The following is a 20,831-nucleotide window of genomic DNA, read 5'->3' as shown; positions in this document are numbered from 1 at the left end:
TTCACCCGTAAGGGTTAACAGGGAGACATCAATATCGTTAGCGGCCCCGCTCAGTTGCAAGAAACCGGTTCCGGTGACTGCCAGGGTACCGGTGACAAAGTCATAGGTGGCGCTGGTAATCACTGGAGCTGCAACGTTGGAGACGGTGACTCCGTTACCTGTGGTATCTGCCACATTGGCAGCAGAATCGGCCCCGGCCGCCCAGTCTTCAGCCGCCGCCAGGTTATAAGTGGTGGCACTGGTGGAACTGGTGCCGTTCTTATTGATCATCTGGCTGATGGCTGCCTTATCCGTGGCGGAGAGAGTCAGGGTAAAGGCACTGGCGGAAGTGATATCCACATCGGAAGAATCGGTCAGGGTATAGGTACTGCCCCCTTCGCCGGTCAACGTCAGCATGGACACATCAATATCATTGGCAGCACCACTTGCGCTAAGCAGGTTGGCCCCGGTCACCACCAAGATACCGGTACTGGCATCATAAGTAGATGAGGTGATTGTGGGAGCAACTACATTGCTTACGGTGATCCCGTTGCCAGTAGTATCGGCGGTATCACCACTGGTGACATTGGTATCCCAATCATCCGCTGCTGCCAGGTTATAGCTGGTGGCATCGGTTGAGGCGGTACCATCCTTATTAATGATTTGATTAACCGCAGCCTTGTCAGTTGCGGACAGGGTCAGGGTAAACTGATTAACCGAATCCCGTTCCACATCAGCAGTATCGGTCAGGGTATAGGTTGCCCCGCCCTCTCCGGTAACAGTGAAAAGAGAGGCATCAATGTCAGAACCACCGCCATTCGCCTGAATATTCGTCCCAGTGACCACCAACACCCCGGTGGTTGCATCGTAGGTTGATGAAGTGATCTTTGGACTGATGGTCACGGTCACTGCATTGGTCGCATCAGAAATATCGGTTGCCGAGTCGGCAGCCGTCAGCCAGTTATCGGCCATCGCAATGTTATAGGTACTACCGCCGCTGGAGCTGGTACCCAGCTGATCCAGCAAGGCATCAACATTGGTTTTATCAACCCCGGCCAGCGTGACGGAGAAGGACGTGGCTGAGGTGATTTCCACATCCGAAGTACTGGTCAGGGTATAGGTGGCATTGCCCGCGCCACCAGTGAGGGTAATGGTGGAGATATCAATATCGTTGTTGGCGCCATCGTTCTTGAACAAATTGGTGCCAGTCACAGTCAGCACACCAGTATCCGAGTCATAGCCGGCCGAGGTGACCGCGGGGGCGGCGACGTTGGAAACGGTGATCCCATTGCCGGTTAAATCCGCCACCGTATTGGCGCTGGGAGCGCCGGTCATCCAGTCTTCGGCGGCAGCCAGGTTGTAGGTGGTGGAGTCGTCGGAGGTGGTTCCATTTTTATTAAGCAAGCCATGAATATGAAGCTGGTCGGTGGCTGACAGTATCAGAGTGGCTGTGGTGGCGGAGGTGATCTCCACATCGGCGGAATCGGTGAGGGTATAGCTGGAGCCACCGCCACCCTCTCCGGTGAAGCTAAATGCCGAGGCATCCACATCATTACTGGCTCCGCTTGTAGGAATAAAGTTGGTGCCGGTCAGCACCAGTTGTCCGGTGCTCCAATCATAGCTGGCTGAGGTCAAGGTCGGCACCGCATAGTTGGATACGGTGATACCGTTGCCTGTGGTGTCCACCACATTGACAGCAGCGTCAGCACCTGCGGCCCAATCCTCTGCGGCAGCTAAATTATAGGTGGTCGAATCATCAGCACTGGTTCCATCGCTGTTGAGCAACGCCTCCACATTGACAAGATCAGTCCCTGAAAGCGTAACAGAGAAAGCCGTACCGGAGGTAATCTCGATATCACTAGCACTGGTTAGGGTATAGGTCGCGCCCCCCTCGCCAGTAAAGGTAAATTTGGAAATATCGATATCATTGGTCGCACCTGACTTGGCTAGAAAACCAGTCCCGGTCACCAGCATCGTATTGCTGTTGTAATCGTAAGTAGCTGAGGTGATGGTCGGAGCAGCAACATTAGAAGCCGTAACGCCATTACCTGTAGCATCAACCACGTTAACCGAAACGTCAGCCCCCGCAGCCCAATCCTCTGCTGCCGCCAGATTATAGCTGCTACCACCGGTAGAGGTCGTTCCATCTTTATTGATAATCTGGTTGACTGCCCCTCTGTCTGTGGCCGAGAGAGTCACTGTGAAACTCGTTCCGGAAGTGATCTCCACATCCGAGGTATCAGTCAGGGTATAGGTCGCCCCCCCCTCCCCCGCGAAAGTAAGCATCGACACATCAATGTCATTAGCTGCACCGGATTTCTTCAAAAGGCCTGTGCCTGTCGCTACCAAAATACCAGTAGAGGCATCATATGTCGTCGAGGTAATCGTCGGCGTCGCAACATTGCTGACGGTGATGGCATTGCCCGTGGCATCCACCACATTAACCGACGCATCCGCGCCAGTCGCCCAATCTTCTGCTGCCGCCAAATTGTAGGTAGTGGTATCTGTTGACGCCGTCCCGTTCTTATTGACTATCTGGTTGACTGCTCCTCTGTCTGTGGCCGAAAGAGTCACGGTAAAAGCGCTGCCAGACGTAATTTCCACGTCAGAGGAATCAGTCAGAGTATAGCTACTCCCTCCTTCCCCGGTAAAAGTCAGCATCGAAACATCAATATCGTTAGCGGCACCACTGGCTTTAACCAAATCGGTAGCCGTCACGACCAGCGATCCGGTACTGGCATCATAGGCAGCGGAGGTAATGGAGGGAGCGGGCACATTACTGACCGTCACTCCATTACCGGTAGTGTCTGTAGTATCACCCGCAGTGACGTTGGTATCCCAGTCATCCGCAGCAGCAAGATTATAAGTGGTAGAACTGGTGGAGCTTGTTCCATCCTTATTGAATATTTGATTGATCGCCGCTTTATCGGTAGCAGATAGTGTCAGAGTGAACTGGCTCACCGAATCCCGCTCTACATCTGCAGTATCGGTCAATGTATAGGTAGCTCCACCTTCACCGGTAAACGTAAATAGAGACGCATCTATATCAGAACCACCACCATTGGCTTGAATATTAGTGCCGGTAACAACAAACACACCGGTACTGGCATCATAGGTTGAGGAAGTAATTTTTGGATTTATAGATACCGTCACAGCATTGGTGGCATCAGCAATATCTGTAGCGGAATCAGCAGCTGCCAACCAATTATCAGCCACCGCTATGTTGTAGGTACTGCCACCACTGGAACTGGTTCCAATTTGATCTAAAAGGGCATCAACACTGGTCTTGTCTGCCCCGGCCAGGGTGACAGAGAAAGCTGTGGCTGAGGTAATTTCCACATCAGAAGCGCTGGTCAGGGTATAGGTAGCGTTGCCTGCACCACCGGTCAGTGTAATTGTCGATATATCAATATCATTAGCAGCACCAACCTTCTTAAACAGATTAGTCCCGGTAACGGCTAAAATCCCGGTATCCACGTCATAGGTAGCAGAAGTAACCGTAGGTGTTGCCACATTGGATACGGTAATGCCGTTGGCGGTTAAATCCGCCACATTGATACTGGCAGGAGACCCCGCCATCCAGTCTTCGACTGCTGCCAGGTTATAAGTGGTCGCATCACCAGAGACAGTACCGTCTTTGTTCATCAGCCCTTGAACATGCAACTGATCCGTTGATGATAAGCTGATGGTGGCAGCCGTAGCTGAGGTGATTTCTACATCCGAAGTATCTGTGAGAGTGTAGGTAGCCCCAGACTCGCCAGTAAAGGTTAATAAAGAGGCGTCTATATCGTTATTTGCGCCACTGTCATGGACAAAGTTGGTTCCAGTTATGACAACCTGTCCATTAGAAAAATCATAAGTAGCTGATGTAACGGTAGGCGCTGTATAGTTAGAAACAGTAATCCCGTTGCCGGTAGCATCCGCAATGTCTGTGGATGCAGCCGCACCTTGCATCCAGTTATCGGCAGCTGCGAGGTTATAGGTGGTACCGGAATCGGCAGTGGTACCATCTTTATTTAACAAACTATTGGTGTTTAGAGCATCAATAGCATTAAGGGTTACTGTAAATGCGGTAGCAGAGGTAATTTCAACATTAGTACTGGTAAGCGTATAGGTCGCACCACCTTCGCCGGTTAGGGTAAGCTTGGTGACGTCCACATCATTAGTGGCACCATTCTTATTGACGAAGTTGGTTCCAGTAACCACTAATGCACCGCTGCTTATATCGTAGGTTGCAGAGCTGATAGTAGGGACAGCTACCGCACTAACCGTAATAGAAGCCGTCGCATCAGCAGTGTCACCAGCGGTAACGTTGGTTATAAAATCATCAGCAGCAGCTAGATTATAAGTTGTATTGCTGGTATCTGAATTAGTGCCATTTTTATTTAGCAGGCCATCTACATTGGTTTTATCAGCCCCGCTTAGGGTAAAGCTGAATTCTGTCGTGCTGGTGATTTCAACGTCACTGGCACTGGTAACGGTATAAGTATCTCCCCCTTCACCGGTAAAGGTCAGCTTGGAAACGTCAACGTCGTTTAGCGCTCCAGTTTTCGCTTCAAAATTGCTGCCAGTTACGGTCACTACACCGGTACTGGCGTTATAGGTCGCAGAATCAATGACGGGATCAGTATTCGTAGCCACCCAGCTCGGATCAACAGAGAAGTTCCAGGTCGTTGCTCCAGAGATACCCGCAAACGTTGCACCATTACCGTCACTAAATGCACCCGCATCAATTTCAACATAGTAACTGGTAGATGCAACGAGTTCTGTAGCAGGATTAATGGTAACCACACCATTGCTGAAGGAGACTTTTCCTGCATCCGTCGCAGCGATGGTTTCAACAATAGAGTTATCAGAAGTTTTCTTGATAACAATGTTGCCCGCATTTGCAGCCAACGCCATGCCGGAGCCAAAATCCATAATCAGATTGGTATTGCCATCTACTGACGTATGATCATCAGACGGAAAGTAATATCCAATATAAGTAAAAGAGGTTGAATTACTTTCATAGGCACCGATATCAGGTGTGCCTCCACTGCTCAGTAAATAACCTCTGGCATCATAAGTCAGTCCCAGCGTTTGACCCGCATCAATTGCAGTGCTGCCATTAGGCAAGGATATGGTCTGAACCGGCCCGCCATTCTGGGCCAAGGCGTCAAGCGCAAAGGTTTCCTGAATGATACTGCTGCCACTGTTATTTCCACCCTGGACATTGGCACCGTTGTTGGTGTTATTAGCGACAATAGAGCTGAAGAGGTTAACACCGTCACCCGATATCCCCCCTATATTGGTCGCTGTATTACCGGAAATCACACTGTGGTTAACGGTAACAGCATTGGTATTTCCTCCCATTACATACATGCCACCACCACTGGCACCTGCATTATTTTGGGTGTTACCAGTGATTGTTGAGTAGTTAATAGTAGAAGCACCATACTCATTACTTAATACAACCCCGGCTCCATACCAAGTGGTCGAATTCCCAGTAATCGTGCTATAGCCTATTGTGGTACCTGAGTGATAGTAGGAAACAATACCATTATCGTTGTTAGATATTGTGCTATGGCTAACGCCCAATGTGCTGCGGTAGCCGAAGAGTTCTCCGCTAAAGTCAATTCCGTCTGATGAGTTGTTGTCGACGACTAAATGTTCAACGCTGAGGTTATTACCGTAAACATAGATGCCTTTGCCAGCTGCGGCATTGGCAACAGTCATACCTTTTAATACTGCCGTTTTTTCAGTCACCCCTGTGACGTCAATAATATTACCTGCACCAATTCCACTGCCGTCCAAGGTAATTCTGTCAGCACCAGCCCCCAGAATTGTCAGGTCATCACTGATAGTGAGTGTAGAAGTGAGGTTAATCGTACCGCTGACGGTAGTCGCAAACTGGATCGTATCCGCACCACCACTGGCATTGGAATCGAGAATAGCCTGGCGAAGGCTGCCGGCACCACTGTTGTTGGTATTTAGTACGGTATACGTAGCCAGCGTTCCTTGGTAACCAGAGGCTTCTATGAGCGAAGACTCAATCGCACCGGTTTTCAATTCAAGTTCCCAGTCGCCTCCTTTTGCATCTGCACCAGTAAGATCTGTCGACGCGGCAATATCCGCCCCTGTTAGATCAGCCAGACCGTTTACCAGCGCAACACCATCATCCGTATTACCGACATAACAGCCATAGAGCAACAGATCAGCAGATTCACTAAGCGCTTCACCCCAGCCACTTAACTGCTCAGAGTAATAACTTAGTGTATTGGCCTGTATAACATCAGAACCAAGGCTGACATAACCACTCCCACCGTGAGACATGATATGAAGGGAATCTACATTCTCCCGCCCCGACAATATTTCGCTAACTTGCTCTACACCACTTCGATCAGCATCAATAACAAACACTTCGGCGCCGGAGGCCGAAGCAGCGGCCAGAGTCTCCGGGTCGGCGAGGCTGCCATCAATAATAACAATGTTATTGGCTTCATCCATGTTCACTGTCGAAGGCATTTGCGTATCAGAAGATCCTGGCTGTCGCATAATAATGATTCCTGAAGATTCCGTTGTTTAATAACAAAAAAAGGCTAAACAAGACTCAATAAACAAAATCAAAGGTTGTCTCTGGCAGGAGCTGAAGCCCACTGGCGCCAAAACTGGGAAATCTTTTCAATATCTTTCCAGATAGGGTCTTCAAATATATTTTGACTATAAACCCTGCTCCACTGCGGCGGCTGCGGAGATATCTGCGCTCGAATAGAGTGCAAATAGTCAAAGCCATAGGCTCTATCATCCTCACGGGTTATTTGTTCAACACGAGTAAAGTCATGGACAAAACCCGGCTGTTGCAAAAATCGATATATGCCATCAATACAACTGGCCGGATCTTGAGTCATTTTTTCATACTCAACAAAATGCAAACAATCCAACCAACCACGTACGACTGCATCATTAATGGAATTAAAGCCTTGCCCCACTGGCTGATTAACGTCTATCCAGGTACTGATGCGACCAACAGCGGTTTTAAATTTGATGGGGTCACCGACTTCCTGAGGTGATTGTGTCATTGCGGAATTACTTCGATAAACTTTTTCAAAAGAAGCCAGAACATCCCGCATATCGCGGACGGTAACTAAGACTTTTAAGTTTTCCCGCCCTCCAACTAACACAGAAGCCATTTCCAGGTTATCGAGCCAACCTCGGCTTTTATCGAAACAGACGGGCCGTTCAGTATGGGAAAATGACGCCTGTAACATAGCCGTCAGTACATTTTTTTTGACTGTATCACTTTGAACCTTGGGCCAGGATCGAAAGGAAGGATTCTGATCCCAGCTGTTACGCACACCAAGTATGGTTGAGCGAATCCCCGATGTGGGTGTTACGTAAAAATCAGGGTTTTGTCCAAGCACGTTCATCAGCAACGTTGAACCACTGCGCGGTAAACCGGAAACAAAATAGATTTTTTTATTCATAGAGTTATTTTTCAGCTCACCTGATTATCCAAAGTCACCCAATAGCAGTCCCAAAGAGGCTTCATATCTGTTGCTATGGCGTTTAAATGGAGTTTTATGTAACGCTTCTGGGTTCGAAAATTTGAAGACGGGAGGAGATCAGCACAAACAGATCTGGACGGAATAAATTTGAGATAGCGTCGATCCATGGCTCAATAGAACTCCTAAAAACAAGGAAACCGGTCTTCTCTTCCTCAAAGGCTACCCATTGTTGAGGAAGGTGATCAAAATGCATCAAAACAGCGCTGAACTCCAGTAACAGCAAGATTCAAACAGTATCACCTTATATAAGGCCCTATCAATATAACAAACATCCTGTTAGTTGCAGGATCTGCAGATCAAGGCCATCAATATCAACATCACCTAATAAAACCCAATTAAATATAGCAAAGAATAGTGAGAGTACAGCGGCCGTTTAAAAATAAAGAGATAATTGTTAATACAGAGATAGGATCGCTCTGAGAGCCCACAAAAACACAATGGACTAATTCCTAGGTTCTTAGTCCGTACTCCTGAGGTGCTCACTAAGATAATCAATCAGCCCTCTTACCTTGGGCGAGAGGTAACGATTTTGTGGATAAAGAGCCCAGACCGCTTCCGTCTGTTGCACATAGGGTTCCAGAACCTGTACTAACTGTCCTGATTCCAGGTATCCACGCACGTGATAGTCCGGTATCTGGATCAATCCCAATCCTTTGAGAGCAGCATCCACCAAGGCATATCCGCTGTTGCAGCTAAGCCGCCCTTTAACCCGAATATTGCGTTCCATTCCCTGCTCTTCAAAACGCCAATAGTCCAGACTCCCCAGCAGACAGCTGTGTTGCTGCAAATCCCCCAGCCCCTGCGGTGTACCCTGAGCAGCCAAATAGTCTGGCGAACCACAAACATAGAGGGTACGGTCCGCCAGCCGCTTGGCCACCAGACTGGAATCTTCAACTCGGCCTAGACGAATGGCCAGATCAAACCCTTGCTCAACCAGACCAACCGGTTGGTTGGTCAGTTGGATCTCAGCCTGTAATTCCTCATGTAACTGCAGGAACTCATTAACCAAAGGCACTATATAGCGCTCACCATAAGAGACTGGAGCCGTCATTCTCAATTTGCCTCTGGGTTTACTCTGGAGCTGAGTGATGGCGTTTTCAGCAGCTTCCAATCCATCCAGCAGCGGCCGGCAGTGTTGATAGAATAATTGCCCGGTCTCAGTCACCGAAACTCGCCGAGTCGTACGATAAAACAGTTTCGCCTCCAGCCGTTGCTCCAGTCCACTGACTTGCCGGCTGATATTGGCAACAGAGGTATCCAGACGCTTTGCGGCAGCGGTAAAACTTTCAGTCTCAGCCACTGCGACAAATTCGATAACACCTTCCCACTGTGACACGTTTACTATCCTTAATACTTAACTATTATTTACTTTCTACTTGGAAAATCTGAGGGCGAGTAGCTTGGAACAATGATTGTTACAATAAGGTAATAATGTTTTACATTTTACCCTGATTATTATTTATTGAGAAACAAACACAATAGGCGGTTTGAAATATTCCACCGTAACCGAAGGCTTGTTAAAGTCAGCGGCTTACGGAACTGACGACTTATGCAATTGCAGGAGAAGACCATGATTAAATCCAAGGCAGCTGTAGCCTGGGGCCCAGGCCAACCACTGGTAATCGAAGAGGTAGATGTGGCACCACCTAAGGCAGGTGAAGTCCTGGTGAAAATGGTGGCCACCGGCGTTTGCCATACCGATGCGTTTACCCTTTCCGGTGACGATCCTGAAGGGATTTTTCCGTGTATTCTAGGTCATGAAGGCGGCGGTATCGTTGAACAGCTCGGTGAAGGGGTGACAGGACTGGCTGTCGGTGATCATGTGATCCCTCTCTACACCCCCGAATGTGGCGAGTGTAAATTCTGCAAGTCAGGAAAGACTAACCTCTGTCAGAAGATACGCGAAACTCAGGGTAAGGGTCTAATGCCGGACGGCACCACTCGTTTTTCTAAAGACGGCGAGCCTATCTATCACTATATGGGAACCTCCACATTTTCTGAATACACCGTTTTGCCGGAAATATCTCTGGCCAAGGTTAACCCTGAAGCTCCCCTGGAAGAAGTCTGTCTACTGGGCTGCGGTGTTACTACCGGAATGGGCGCGGTGATGAATACTGCCAAGGCAGAAGAAGGTGCAACCATTGCAGTATTCGGACTTGGTGGTATTGGTTTGTCTGTTGTCATCGGCGCCGCCATGGCCAAGGCCAGTCGCATCATTGCAATTGATGTCAACGAAGATAAGTTTGAATTGGCCCGTAAGTTAGGAGCCACTGACTGCGTCAATCCAAAAAATTACGATAAGCCTATTCAGGATGTTATTGTTGAGCTCACTGATGGTGGTGTTGATTACTCCTTCGAGTGCATCGGTAACGTACACACCATGCGTTCAGCCCTTGAGTGCTGCCACAAAGGCTGGGGCGAGTCCGTAATCATTGGTGTTGCTGGTGCTGGCCAAGAGATCAGTACCCGTCCATTCCAGTTGGTAACTGGCCGTGTATGGCGTGGTACCGCGTTTGGTGGTGTTAAAGGCCGTTCAGAGCTGCCTGATTATGTCGAGCGTTATATGGCGGGTGAATTTAAACTGGATGACTTTATCACCCATACTATGGGATTGGAGCAAGTCAACGAAGCATTTGACCTGATGCACGAAGGTAAGAGCATTCGCTCGGTTATCCACTTTGATAAATAACCCTGAGTAAGACGATAAGCCAAGTGGGTTGGCAATCTCCAAAGTGACTTAGCAATCTAAATGCTAATTCAGTTTGAGCAAGCTGATCCGCAAAAAAGCGGCTCTACCTGTTGGGTCGCTTTTCCACCTCCACTTTCTACAGTATGCTCATGGACGGCAAACCAACGACTGTAGACCGACCGGCACGGAATCCTTCTATGAGCCTTGAAATCCTATCCAACAATCAAAGTTTCGACGGAAACCAGCAACGATTCAGTCATCACTCAAACAGCCTGAACTGCAACATGCAGTTTGCCATCTATCTGCCACCACAAGCGACAGCAGAAACGCCTGTGCCTGTATTGTACTGGCTATCTGGACTCACCTGTAATGAGGAGAATTTTATCCATAAAGCGGGAGCCCAGCGATTAGCAGCAGAGCTGGGAATCGCCATCGTTGCTCCCGATACCAGCCCCAGAGGTGAAGGCGTCGCCGATAGCCCCGATGGTGCCTATGATCTCGGTTTAGGTGCTGGCTTTTATGTCAACGCGACAGAGTCTCCCTGGAAGCGTCATTACCAGATGTACGACTATGTTGTGGAAGAATTGCCAACCCTGATCGAATCAAACTTTCCGGTTACTGATGTTAGGGCCATCAGTGGCCATTCAATGGGAGGCCATGGTGCCCTGATGATTGCGCTGCGTAACCCTGGCCGTTACCGATCAGCTTCTGCCTTCAGCCCGATCAGCAATCCAAGCAACTGCCCCTGGGGTCAAAAAGCGCTTACTGCTTACCTTGGCGATAACATTGATGCCTGGCGGCAATACGATGCCAGTGAATTGCTTGCTAAAGCCAAAGTAAAACTACCTATTTTGGTTGATCAAGGAGACAGCGATGAGTTTTTGGAGCGTGAATTAAAGCCGGGGGCACTGATTTCTTCTGCTCAAAGCAGCGATTACCCCTTGGAGCTGAGAATGCAGCCGGGCTATGACCATAGCTACTACTTTATTGCCAGTTTTATTGATGACCACCTGCATTTTCATGCACGGCACTTTAACAATGAGAATGCCGGGCTTTAGAAAAATATCAATATGGCTCGCAATGCGGGCCATATAATTCGGCGTTTATCTAGGATTACTGCAAGTAACCACCAAGGGGAGTTGTAAATATTTCATCGAGAATGACCAATCTCTTTATAAAGATAGTTTGCTCTTTCATTCAGATTACCGGCACTCTTAGGTATGTCCACTATCTTATCCGGTAAAATCCATTGCCTTGTCAAACCAACAATATTTGCATGGTTGTGACTCTGGACCCAGCGATTCATAATCCGCCGTTGTCCTTCACGAGGACCTTCCATTTGAGTTAATGGAATCACTCCCCAGGGTAAGAGCACAACATAGTCGTAGCCACTTGCATAATGCTGGCACCGTTTATGAAACTTATGCGTATCTTCACCCCTTTTCCACAATCTCCTCGACATCCACAGGTTGAACAAATCAATCGGACTTCTATCAGAGATAAATGCTTCGTGTTTACGCTCTTCTGTAACTTTTGTACTGAGCGCCATATTAAACAGCTCAACTAGCACTTCGGGAGGGCTCTGAAACTTTTTGGGTTGGTCAAACAATACTTCATAGTGTTCTGGAATATATGCGCATCCAAGTGTATCAGCGATCTGTTTAGCGAGTGTTGTTTTTCCAATACAAGCACTGCCTGAAATAGCAATTTTCATTTTTTCCTCAAAAGATAAAGGCTTTGTGAATCACTCGTTTTTTTACAGGTTAACCTGGACTAACTGTCGTCAAGTGGACAGGGTATCAACACATCTGAAATTGATCTCGGAGAACACTATCTGCTGCACCGGATCTTCATCATCTAAGTACTGGAAAGTCAGTTCATACTTCCAGCCATCTTGTTCCAGTGTTGTTGCCTTATACTGTGGAAAGCAAAAAACACCTTAGTTATGAGATATTGGCAGCACATCCTTGTACTGCCCACCTAAATTAAATCCTTAGGTTAAAATTAAATCACCAAATGTCCCAGCTTGCAGCGATAACTGGTGCAAGGGCTTCCTGATAATCAGAGGTCAGCGATAATTGCCCTGCTTCAGGAGGAGCAAATGCCGCCATTGCATTGACCAGTTGTTCCACCTGATTCTCAAGAAGAAGGCTTCCTGATGAAGTTTCAAAGGCATCCACTCGATGCTCCTCCCCAACATACCAGTCTTCTATGCTAATCTGATCATCAGTTCCGATGATGCTAATCCTCAGATCATCATCGACGCGGCTAAACCACAATTGATCTTGTTCAATTTGAGCACCAAACAGAACCTTATCGTAATCATCAATGCCGGCCCCCTCCTCGACAAGGGTATCAGTCGCATCACCTCTGCCGAATTGGTATACATCGGAGCCTCCTCCCCCATAAAGTGTATCGTTACCACAACCGCCATGAAGTTGATCGTCATCCGCTTCGCCGTTCAATACGTCGTCACCATGACCGCCGAATAGATCGTCATCACCACTTCCACCGAACAATTGATCATCACCAGCCTCGCCATTGATCTCGTCTCGCCCGGTTTCGCCGTATAGACTATCGTTGCCCCAGCCTCCGGAAACCATATCATTGCCATTGCCCGCATAAATCGTATCATCATGCTGAGTACCGGCAATATTGTCCCTCTTTTTGCTACCGTCGATTTGTCGCTGCTCAACAGCGACATCACTCACCGAGAGTTCAGTCCCGTCAGCAAGCAACAAAGCCGAGATCGGACTCAGTGTCCCTGCTGCATATTCAAAGTCCAACCCCTGATCATTCATTTCATTGCCATTATCATCTCGCAGGCGAAGATGCACACTGATCATACCGTCGAGCTCGTCTATCCTCGCGACAAGGTTGTCTACATCAATCCCTTCGCCGAAATGAATACGGTTGTCGCCGAGAGAGTCTTCAATGCGATCTAACCCATCTCCTATGTTAAAGATATAGATATCCTCACCGGCACCGCCTTCAAGCCTATCGTTACCTTTACCGCCCTGAAGCGTGTCATTGCCGGCAAGACCGTAGAGGTTATTGTCTGCATGGTTACCGGATAACCGATTATCCAAGTCGTTACCCAACGCATCAATTGCGGTCTCGCCTACCAGTTCCAGGTTTTCCAATACGTCTGTCAGTTCAAACGAAACATGACTACGAACCGTGTCATTACCGCCGCCTGCTGACTCGACAATAGTATCGTCTGCCGTATCGATCACGTATGTATCATCACCGTCCCCACCAATTAAGATATCATTTCCGAGACCACCGTCTAGGATGTTCGCCGCGCTGTTACCTGCAATAACATTATCCATTGCATTACCGCTACCATCGATCGCTTGTGTGCCGAGAAGCTCCAAGTCCTCAACATGATCGGTCAGTGAATAAGTAACGGTGCTGAAGACCTTGTCATAGCCGTTGCCAGCGCTTTCTTCAACCGTATCGGTATGCCATACAATACGGGTGGTCGGTTCATTTTCACCCGGTGGAAAGTCAAACTCACCATAGTCACAACTCTGCTCGCAACTTCCTGACTCCGTTCCATGCCCATTTCCGTTGTTTCCACCAGAGTTCCCCTGGCCATTTCCTTGTCCCTTGGGAATACCTTTGTTGCCGCCTCCTTTGCTGCCGGGGTTACCGGGAGATGTACCTGGCCCATCGTTCCAATTGTAATCGTGGCCCGGTGGTGGTGCATCCTCTCCGTTGCCCACCCCTTCGTTACCTTTACCTCCATGGTGATTGTCGCAATCCCCATCGTCGTCACCACCACTTCCATCGTCATCATCAGCGGGGTCAACGATCACTTCTGAATAGCCGTCTACATAGTAAACATCATTACCCGTACCACCACGAAGGGTGTCCAGTTCGGTGCCGCCATCAAGCAGATCATCACCACTGCCTCCTTCAAGCAGATCGGTACCCGCGCCACCATAGAGATGATCATTATTGCTGTTGGCATAGGTTATCTCGCCGCCACTATTCCCACTCTCTGCGGAACAGGCATCAGCGGGTAATCCATCATCACCACCATAAAGGGTGTCATTTCCTACGCCACCATAGACCATATCATCGCCAGAACCACCGTCTAAGAAATCATCCCCTTCATTGCCGTACAGGGTGTCATCATTGGAGGTAATCTCGCACTGTACATCTCCGTAGTCTCCATAATCACCGTAATCCCCATAGTCGCCGAAGTCGCCATAATCTCCGTAGTCTCCGTAATCCCCATAGTCACCATAATCTCCGTAGTCGCCGATAATGGCATCATCGCCTCCGTAGATATAATCATTACTCTCCCCTCCTTCGAGCCAGTCATTACCACCGGCACCATCAATATGATCTTCGCCTTGATGGCCCAAAAGACTGTTATCGCTATCGTTACCGATCAGCGTATTATCACGCTCATTGCCGGTACCGCTAATACTGCTAGTTCCCAGCAGTGTTAGATGCTCTACGTCATCACTGAGGGTGAAAGTCACCGTGCTTTCGACACGGTCGATGCCCTGATCGGCACTCTCCACAACCTGGTCACCACTGTTATCAACAACATAGAGGTCATCACCTTGCCCACCAAACAATGTGTCAGCCCCCTCTTGCCCATCGAGAAAATCATTCCCCTCCATACCGAACAGCTCATCCCCTCCAACGCTGCCGTAAAGGTGATTATCCAACTGATTCCCGGTCCCTGTCATGAGGGTTTCAGAGGACGAGGAGCGACGTAAATGCAACGTCTCCACGTTATCTGCTAAGGTATGATCCACTGTGCTGAAAACGACGTCAAAACCTTCTCCGACATGTTCTATGACCCTATCTTCAGCGTTGTCGACATCGTAGACATCGTCTCCTTGACCACCAGACATGACGTCCGCACCGGTATCGCCAATCAGTAGATCGTTGTCTTCACCACCGTCAAGGGTGTCATTGCCCTCACCACCATAAAGATCATCTTCACCGGTCCCACCCAATAGAAGATCATCCCCACCTGATCCCCAAAGGCGGTCATTGCCCGCCTGCCCTTCAAGCTCATTGGCCACTTCATTGCCGGTGATATTGTTGGAAAGGTTATTACCGATGCCTTTGACGGCCGTACCGGCCAGCGTCAACTCCTCTACATTGTCAGAGAGGGTAAAATCAACGCTACTTTCAACCCGATCAAACCCTTCACTGGCATTCTCAACGACCCGGTCATCCAAATGATCAACGGTGTATCTATCATCTCCACCCTGCCCAATAAGCTGATCCGCGCCCCCGGCTCCATCCAAGCTATTGTTTAATTGATTGCCAAGGATCAGGTTATCAAGTGCGTTTCCGGCACCATCGAGGGCTTGCGTGCCCACGAGTTCCAGATTCTCAACATGATCCGCCAGAGTAGCGAGGTTTACCAAGGATACGATCGTATCTACGCCATGGTTATCGGCTTCATAAACACGGTCTGACTCATCATCAACGAGATAGCGGTCATCGCCCTGGCCTCCGTGAAGCTCATCCGCTCCGAACCCTCCATCAAGCGTATCATTACCTTCTCCACCGTACAGAGTGTCCGTATTATCCATCCCGTAAAGGTAGTTATCGCCGTCATTGCCGTAAATCGCATTGGCCTCGCCATTGCCGGTTCCATCAATGTCATTAGCCCCGGATAACGTCAATGCTTCAACATGGAATCCCAGTGTATAGGTCACCGTCGAAAGGACCGAGTCTGAACCGGAATCACTGGACTCGATAATCGTCGTATCAATATCATCAATCAGGTAAGTATCATCACCCGAGCCACCGATAAGAAGATCTGTTCCCGCACCGCCGTCCAAGGTATCGTCGCCAGCTTCGCCGTACAATGTGTCATCACCGGCATGTCCTAGCAAGATATTGGCAGCCTCGTTACCGGTCAGGACATTGGCCAACCCGTTGCCTGCCCCGTCGATGGCATCAAGGCCCTGCAGCTCGAGATTCTCTACGTTTTCCGTCAGCGCATAGCTGATCGATGACTCAACCGTATCATTCCCCTCATCGACGTTTTCGACAACGGTATCGCCGGAATCATCCACGATATAGCGGTCATTGCCTGCACCGCCACTCATGGCATCGACGCCTGTGCCACCATCCAAGGTATCATCACCATCTTTGGCAATGAGGGTGTCATTACCTGAAAAACCGCTCAGTTGATCCTTTGCATAGGTCCCCTCCAGAGTATCGTCACCCTCGGTTCCTTTGAAATCGAACCCAATCGCTTCAATGAGCTGCTGATGAGTCAAGACAGTACCGTCATCAAACTCGAAGTGAGTAATGCCACTGGACTGGTAGGGGTTATCTGGATCAAAGCCTTCTATATGAATTTCATCACCCGGCTGGCCGGTTGAAATTTTCAGTGACCCCAATCCCAGTGTCAAACTGCTATAGCTGATTCCAGGCCCAAACAACAGTGTATTAACGGCGAAATCCTGAATGCTAGCACGACCATCACCGGATCTGTAAAGATAGATATCCTCCCCCTCACCGCCGATCAGGGTATCACTGCCACGCCCTGCCAAAATAAAGTCATCGCCGTCCCCCCCTTCGATTACATCATCGCCGTCACCTCCGTAGAGAGAGTCATTGCCCGCTCCTCCGTACAGTGTATCGTTTCCTTCACCGCCATAGGCAACGTCATTTCCTGAGTCACCCCAAAGTTGATCATCGCCCTTATCACCGTAAAGGTAATCATGATCATCCCCACCCGATAAACGGTCGTTACCGCCATAACCTATTAAAATGTCATCTCCGGCACCGCCGTCAAGGACATCATCGCCCTGGAGTCCTATGGCCGTATCAGAGCTGTCACCGTGCAGCTCATCATTGCCTTCACCTCCCATCAGGGAATCATCACCGCCTGCACCCAAGAGCGTATCGTCCCCGCTCCCCCCATCGGCCGTATCGTCACCTTCATTAGCGTAGACAACATCATCACCCGAGTCGCCAGAGAGTTGATCATTGCCTTGACCACCGTAAATAACATCGTGGCCATCACCACCGGCAATAATATCATCACCCTTACCACCCAAGGCTTCATCATCACCTTCGCCGCCCGATAGAAGGTCATCACCACCATATCCCGCCAAAATGTCATCCCCGGCACCGCCGTTAAGGATATCATCGCCATGGAATTCATCAGCCAATTCGGAGCTATCGCCGTACAGCTCATCGTTGCCTTCACCTCCCATCAGGGAATCATCGCCACCAGCCCCTACGAGCACATCATTCCCAGAACCACCATCCAGATAGTCATCCGCATGGAATTCAACATCTGTGTCACTGAATTCACCAAAGAGCTGATCATCGCCTTCTCCACCCAGCAAGGTATCGGCGCCACCATCGCCACCGATGATGTCATTTCCAGCCCCTCCGTCGATATAATCATTGCCCAGGTTCTCGCCATCAACTTCGGCGGAGTCCCCGTAGAGATCATCATCGCCCTCACCACCATAGAGGCTATCATCACCTGCACCGCCAAATACAAGGTCCTCACCATCGCCCCCCAGCAAGGTATCAGTGCCATCATCGCCGACTATCTCATCATTACCGGCACCACCGTCAATGAAGTCATTGCCCTTGTATTGCTCAGCCACGTTGGAGCCATCACCATAGAGCTTGTCATCCCCGTCACCGCCGTAGAGCGTATCGTTCCCTCCGGCTCCGAACAGAATGTCGGTTCCCGCTCCACCATCAAGGTAGTCATCGCCCGAATGAAGATCATCGGAGTCGCCGTATAATTCATCGTCATCATCACCGCCAAAGAGCGTATCATTACCCCCATCCCCCTGGAGAAAATCGTTCCCAGCGCCACCATCGAGAAAATCAGAACCATCCTGATCTGCATTCTCTTGACTTCCATTATCGCCAAGAAGCAGATCATCGCCCGCTCCCCCGAGTAGCACGTCATCCCCTTCCTGGCCCCACCCTTTATCATCCCCAGATTCAAGGAAAAGTGTATCATTGCCTTTTTCACCAAATGCAACATCGTTACCCGCTCCGGCATAGATCACATCATTTCCAACACCTTCATCATTTTGCGTATATATATTCTCCAAATGATAAGTATATTGGGTTCCATCGAATTCCTCGATTACACTCCACTGCTTCCACTCATCACCACTACTGTGCGTATTCAAATCACCCCAGATCCAGTCGCTCCCGCCACCGGTCACAATTAGATCATCTCCTTCACCACCCGCGGCAAGATCATTGCCCGCACCGCCGAATATTTGATCATTACCACCCTCAGCATCAAACCATTCACCTTGCAAACCACTGCCCTGTTCTTCAGCACCTTGTGAGATAAAGTCTGTGGCGCTACCTTGCTCTTCGGCAAACAATAGATCATCGCCACTGTTACCATAGAGGGCATCGGCGTCAACACCGCCTTCCAGCACATCTCCCTCCACGCCGGCACCCAAGTAATCCCGACCAGCTTCACCTTTTGCGGTAATACGCCCCGAAACGTCAGTTTGGGTATAAAGGTTATCGTCGCCGTCTCCAAGTTCAATGATGTCATCACCGCCGTCTCGTCGATAAACCACATCGTCACCATCTCCAGCCAAAATGGTATCGTTAGCGGCGGTATCATAAATGACATCGTCAGGATCGGACTCTTGATCACCTTGGATCACATTGTCTGTAACGATTTCGGGCTCTTCCTCACTAGCGCTTTCAAGATGAATACCGAAATCACCGTTGGTGAAGTTCTTCAACTCGACATCCGTGCCGTCAGGGCCACTGATCAATAGTGAGAAACCGCTTAATTCAAGAGTGTAGGTAAGATCACTCCACTGGTTTTCTGATTCATAAAAGGCGTTTTGGATCACTTGGCCATTGATAACCAATGAACCTTTTTGGTCAGTGTCATCAATGATGACCCGTCCACCGCCAGCTTCAGTAGCTACATAATAAGTATCAGTTCCCTCACTGTCGTAAGCCAGGTCTCCTGAGTTAAGAAAGAACTTGTCGTCACCCTTATCGCCGTAAATCGTGTCTATAGCTCCGTCAGTGACATTGCTTTGCCCATTGGAATGCAGAAAATCATTACCTTCACCGCCATGGAGTTCATCAGCTCCTTCACCGCCATGAAGAATATCATAGCCTTGGTTTCCTTCGATGTAGTCGTCGCCTTCAGCCCCCTTTACAATGTCGGTTCCCGCGCCGCCGTATAGGCGATCTGCCTGATCACCACCATTAATATCGAAATTGCTGGCTTCATCCCCGAAAATATAGGCTTTAACTCCGTCAGGAACAGCGGGCCTGTCTTCACTATATGCAGAAACATCAGATGTCATTGCAAACGTATCTGTGCCATAGTCCAGATAGTATTCCTGACTATGCTCGCCAGAAGCTACTCCTCGTGTAACGGCAGTTGAATCATTTAAATTGCGATCCAGTATTTGGAGCAGGAAATGGGTACGATCGACCAAGTAGCTCTCCGTGATCCCACCCGTTTCAGTTTCTGGATCATAAAGATCCAGCTCTCCGTTTTGATTATATTGGCTATAGATATCGTCATTTCCTGTAATGACGAAGGGGTTGAGATTTAACAACGCATAACGATACGCAAGACCTTCAGCATTAGTCTGGCTAACCGCATTGTCTATCTGCGTGGCAGTTTGTGATGAAAAATCAATAAGATTTAGATCACGAGGATTATCACGGAGGTCAAGATATAGCTCTTGTGCTTTTACAATGGCTTCCTCTCTTGTCATGCCATCGGATTGAAAGCTGTTACCAATAAGTAAGTCTAACTGGCTAATTAACAAAGATTTCGCTTGATCATTACCTCCTTTATTCTCGTTAATAGCTTGAGAAATTATCCGGTTGGTTTTGTCAGGATCATAGTTTATTTCAATGGCTTCAAAGACCTTAAGGATAGCTCCCTCGATCTGCGGGTCTCTATTAGCAAACTGTTGTCCTAACACTTCCTCTGCTGCTGACCATAGGAGTTCTACCGATTCATAAAAGAAATCATAAAATGCCCCTGCTTCGAATCTGAACTCAAACGCACTATTTTCGAACAATTTGGCCGTTGTTTTTAAAACCTCTTCAATAGGATTAAAACTCAGATCCTCAAACACATCCGAATCGTAAACGATCCGTTCTGGTTCGAGCTGTAACATAGTCGCCCAACTCAAATCCTTAGCATCACCTAGCTGTGCCGTACTTTCCAACTGCAAGTCCCAATAGCTGAATACGGAATCAATTGCTGTCAAAGCAGGTAATCCATGATCTTCTACAGCCTTTCGATAACTGGCTTCAATTTGCTTAGTATTTGGCAAGCGATATAGATCAGCTTCAAGGCCATCTTCAATCAGGTCCAAATACTGTTCCAGATGCTGCTGGCCCACTGACAAAAATAATGTGTCAAGAGCATCTGGATTCACAGTGTTCGCGTGTAACGTCCACTGAGCTTCAACAATGCGAGCGAATGCGGATTGAGGATCCCCATACTCGTTGATAATTTGATAAGCCCCCGCAGCATAGGTATCACCCGCCAGTTCCAATACTTTCCAGGCACCCGCAACATCACCCTGAAGTGCTAACCCTTTAGCGGTTTCCAATATTGCGTTTGTGATTTTTAATGCCAT

At 48.8% G+C, this 20,831-nt stretch carries 7 protein-coding genes; 2 read left to right on the top strand and 5 right to left on the bottom strand.

Going from position 1 to position 20,831, the window contains the following annotated elements:
- The 3 genes from BGP75_RS08930 to BGP75_RS08915 all read right to left on the bottom strand — a co-directional run.
- Positions 1 to 6,513: DUF4347 domain-containing protein (locus BGP75_RS08930; RefSeq protein WP_076717874.1), on the bottom strand; the 6,513-nt coding region annotated here is incomplete at its 3' end.
- Between the two features lie 68 nt (positions 6,514 to 6,581).
- Entirely contained in the window at positions 6,582 to 7,442 is an 861-nt protein-coding gene (locus BGP75_RS08925) for a sulfotransferase (RefSeq protein WP_076717872.1), read from the bottom strand.
- A gap of 538 nt (positions 7,443 to 7,980) precedes the next feature.
- Positions 7,981 to 8,859: a LysR family transcriptional regulator gene (locus BGP75_RS08915; RefSeq protein ID WP_076717868.1), complete on the bottom strand. Its 879-nt coding sequence runs from the start codon at positions 8,857 to 8,859 to the stop codon at positions 7,981 to 7,983.
- 234 nt (positions 8,860 to 9,093) lie between these two features.
- Here BGP75_RS08915 and BGP75_RS08910 point away from each other — a divergent pair, with 234 nt between their 5' ends.
- Positions 9,094 to 10,212 carry an S-(hydroxymethyl)glutathione dehydrogenase/class III alcohol dehydrogenase gene (locus BGP75_RS08910; RefSeq protein ID WP_304441971.1) on the top strand — a complete coding sequence of 373 codons (1,119 nt, stop codon included), beginning with the start codon at positions 9,094 to 9,096 and terminating at the stop codon, positions 10,210 to 10,212.
- 197 nt (positions 10,213 to 10,409) lie between these two features.
- Positions 10,410 to 11,270 (top strand): S-formylglutathione hydrolase, encoded by an 861-nt coding sequence (gene fghA / locus BGP75_RS08905; protein WP_076717864.1) that lies wholly within the window; start codon positions 10,410 to 10,412, stop codon positions 11,268 to 11,270.
- 92 nt (positions 11,271 to 11,362) lie between these two features.
- Here the strand turns inward: fghA and BGP75_RS08900 are convergent, their stop codons facing one another.
- Positions 11,363 to 11,926: an AAA family ATPase gene (locus BGP75_RS08900; protein ID WP_076717862.1), complete on the bottom strand. Its 564-nt coding sequence runs from the start codon at positions 11,924 to 11,926 to the stop codon at positions 11,363 to 11,365.
- Positions 11,927 to 12,221: 295 nt separating this feature from the next.
- Positions 12,222 to 20,831 carry a calcium-binding protein gene (locus BGP75_RS08895; protein WP_076717860.1) on the bottom strand — a complete coding sequence of 2,870 codons (8,610 nt, stop codon included), beginning with the start codon at positions 20,829 to 20,831 and terminating at the stop codon, positions 12,222 to 12,224.

Origin of the sequence: Motiliproteus sp. MSK22-1, from assembly GCF_001968815.1 — a bacterium.
Taxonomy (GTDB): domain Bacteria; phylum Pseudomonadota; class Gammaproteobacteria; order Pseudomonadales; family Balneatricaceae; genus Motiliproteus.
Note: the sequence above shows the minus strand (reverse complement) of the source record. Positions and strands in the feature narration are given on the sequence as shown.

Bases quoted from the DNA above. Each gene is read 5' to 3' on its own strand.
- BGP75_RS08900 (WP_076717862.1), bottom strand. From the start codon at position 11,926: ATGAAAATTGCTATTTCAGGCAGTGCTTGTATTGGAAAAACAACACTC.
- fghA (WP_076717864.1), top strand. From the start codon at position 10,410: ATGAGCCTTGAAATCCTATCCAACAATCAAAGTTTCGACGGAAACCAG.
- BGP75_RS08910 (WP_304441971.1), top strand. From the start codon at position 9,094: ATGATTAAATCCAAGGCAGCTGTAGCCTGGGGCCCAGGCCAACCACTG.
- BGP75_RS08895 (WP_076717860.1), bottom strand. From the start codon at position 20,831: ATGGCATTAAAAATCACAAACGCAATATTGGAAACCGCTAAAGGGTTA.
- BGP75_RS08925 (WP_076717872.1), bottom strand. From the start codon at position 7,442: ATGAATAAAAAAATCTATTTTGTTTCCGGTTTACCGCGCAGTGGTTCA.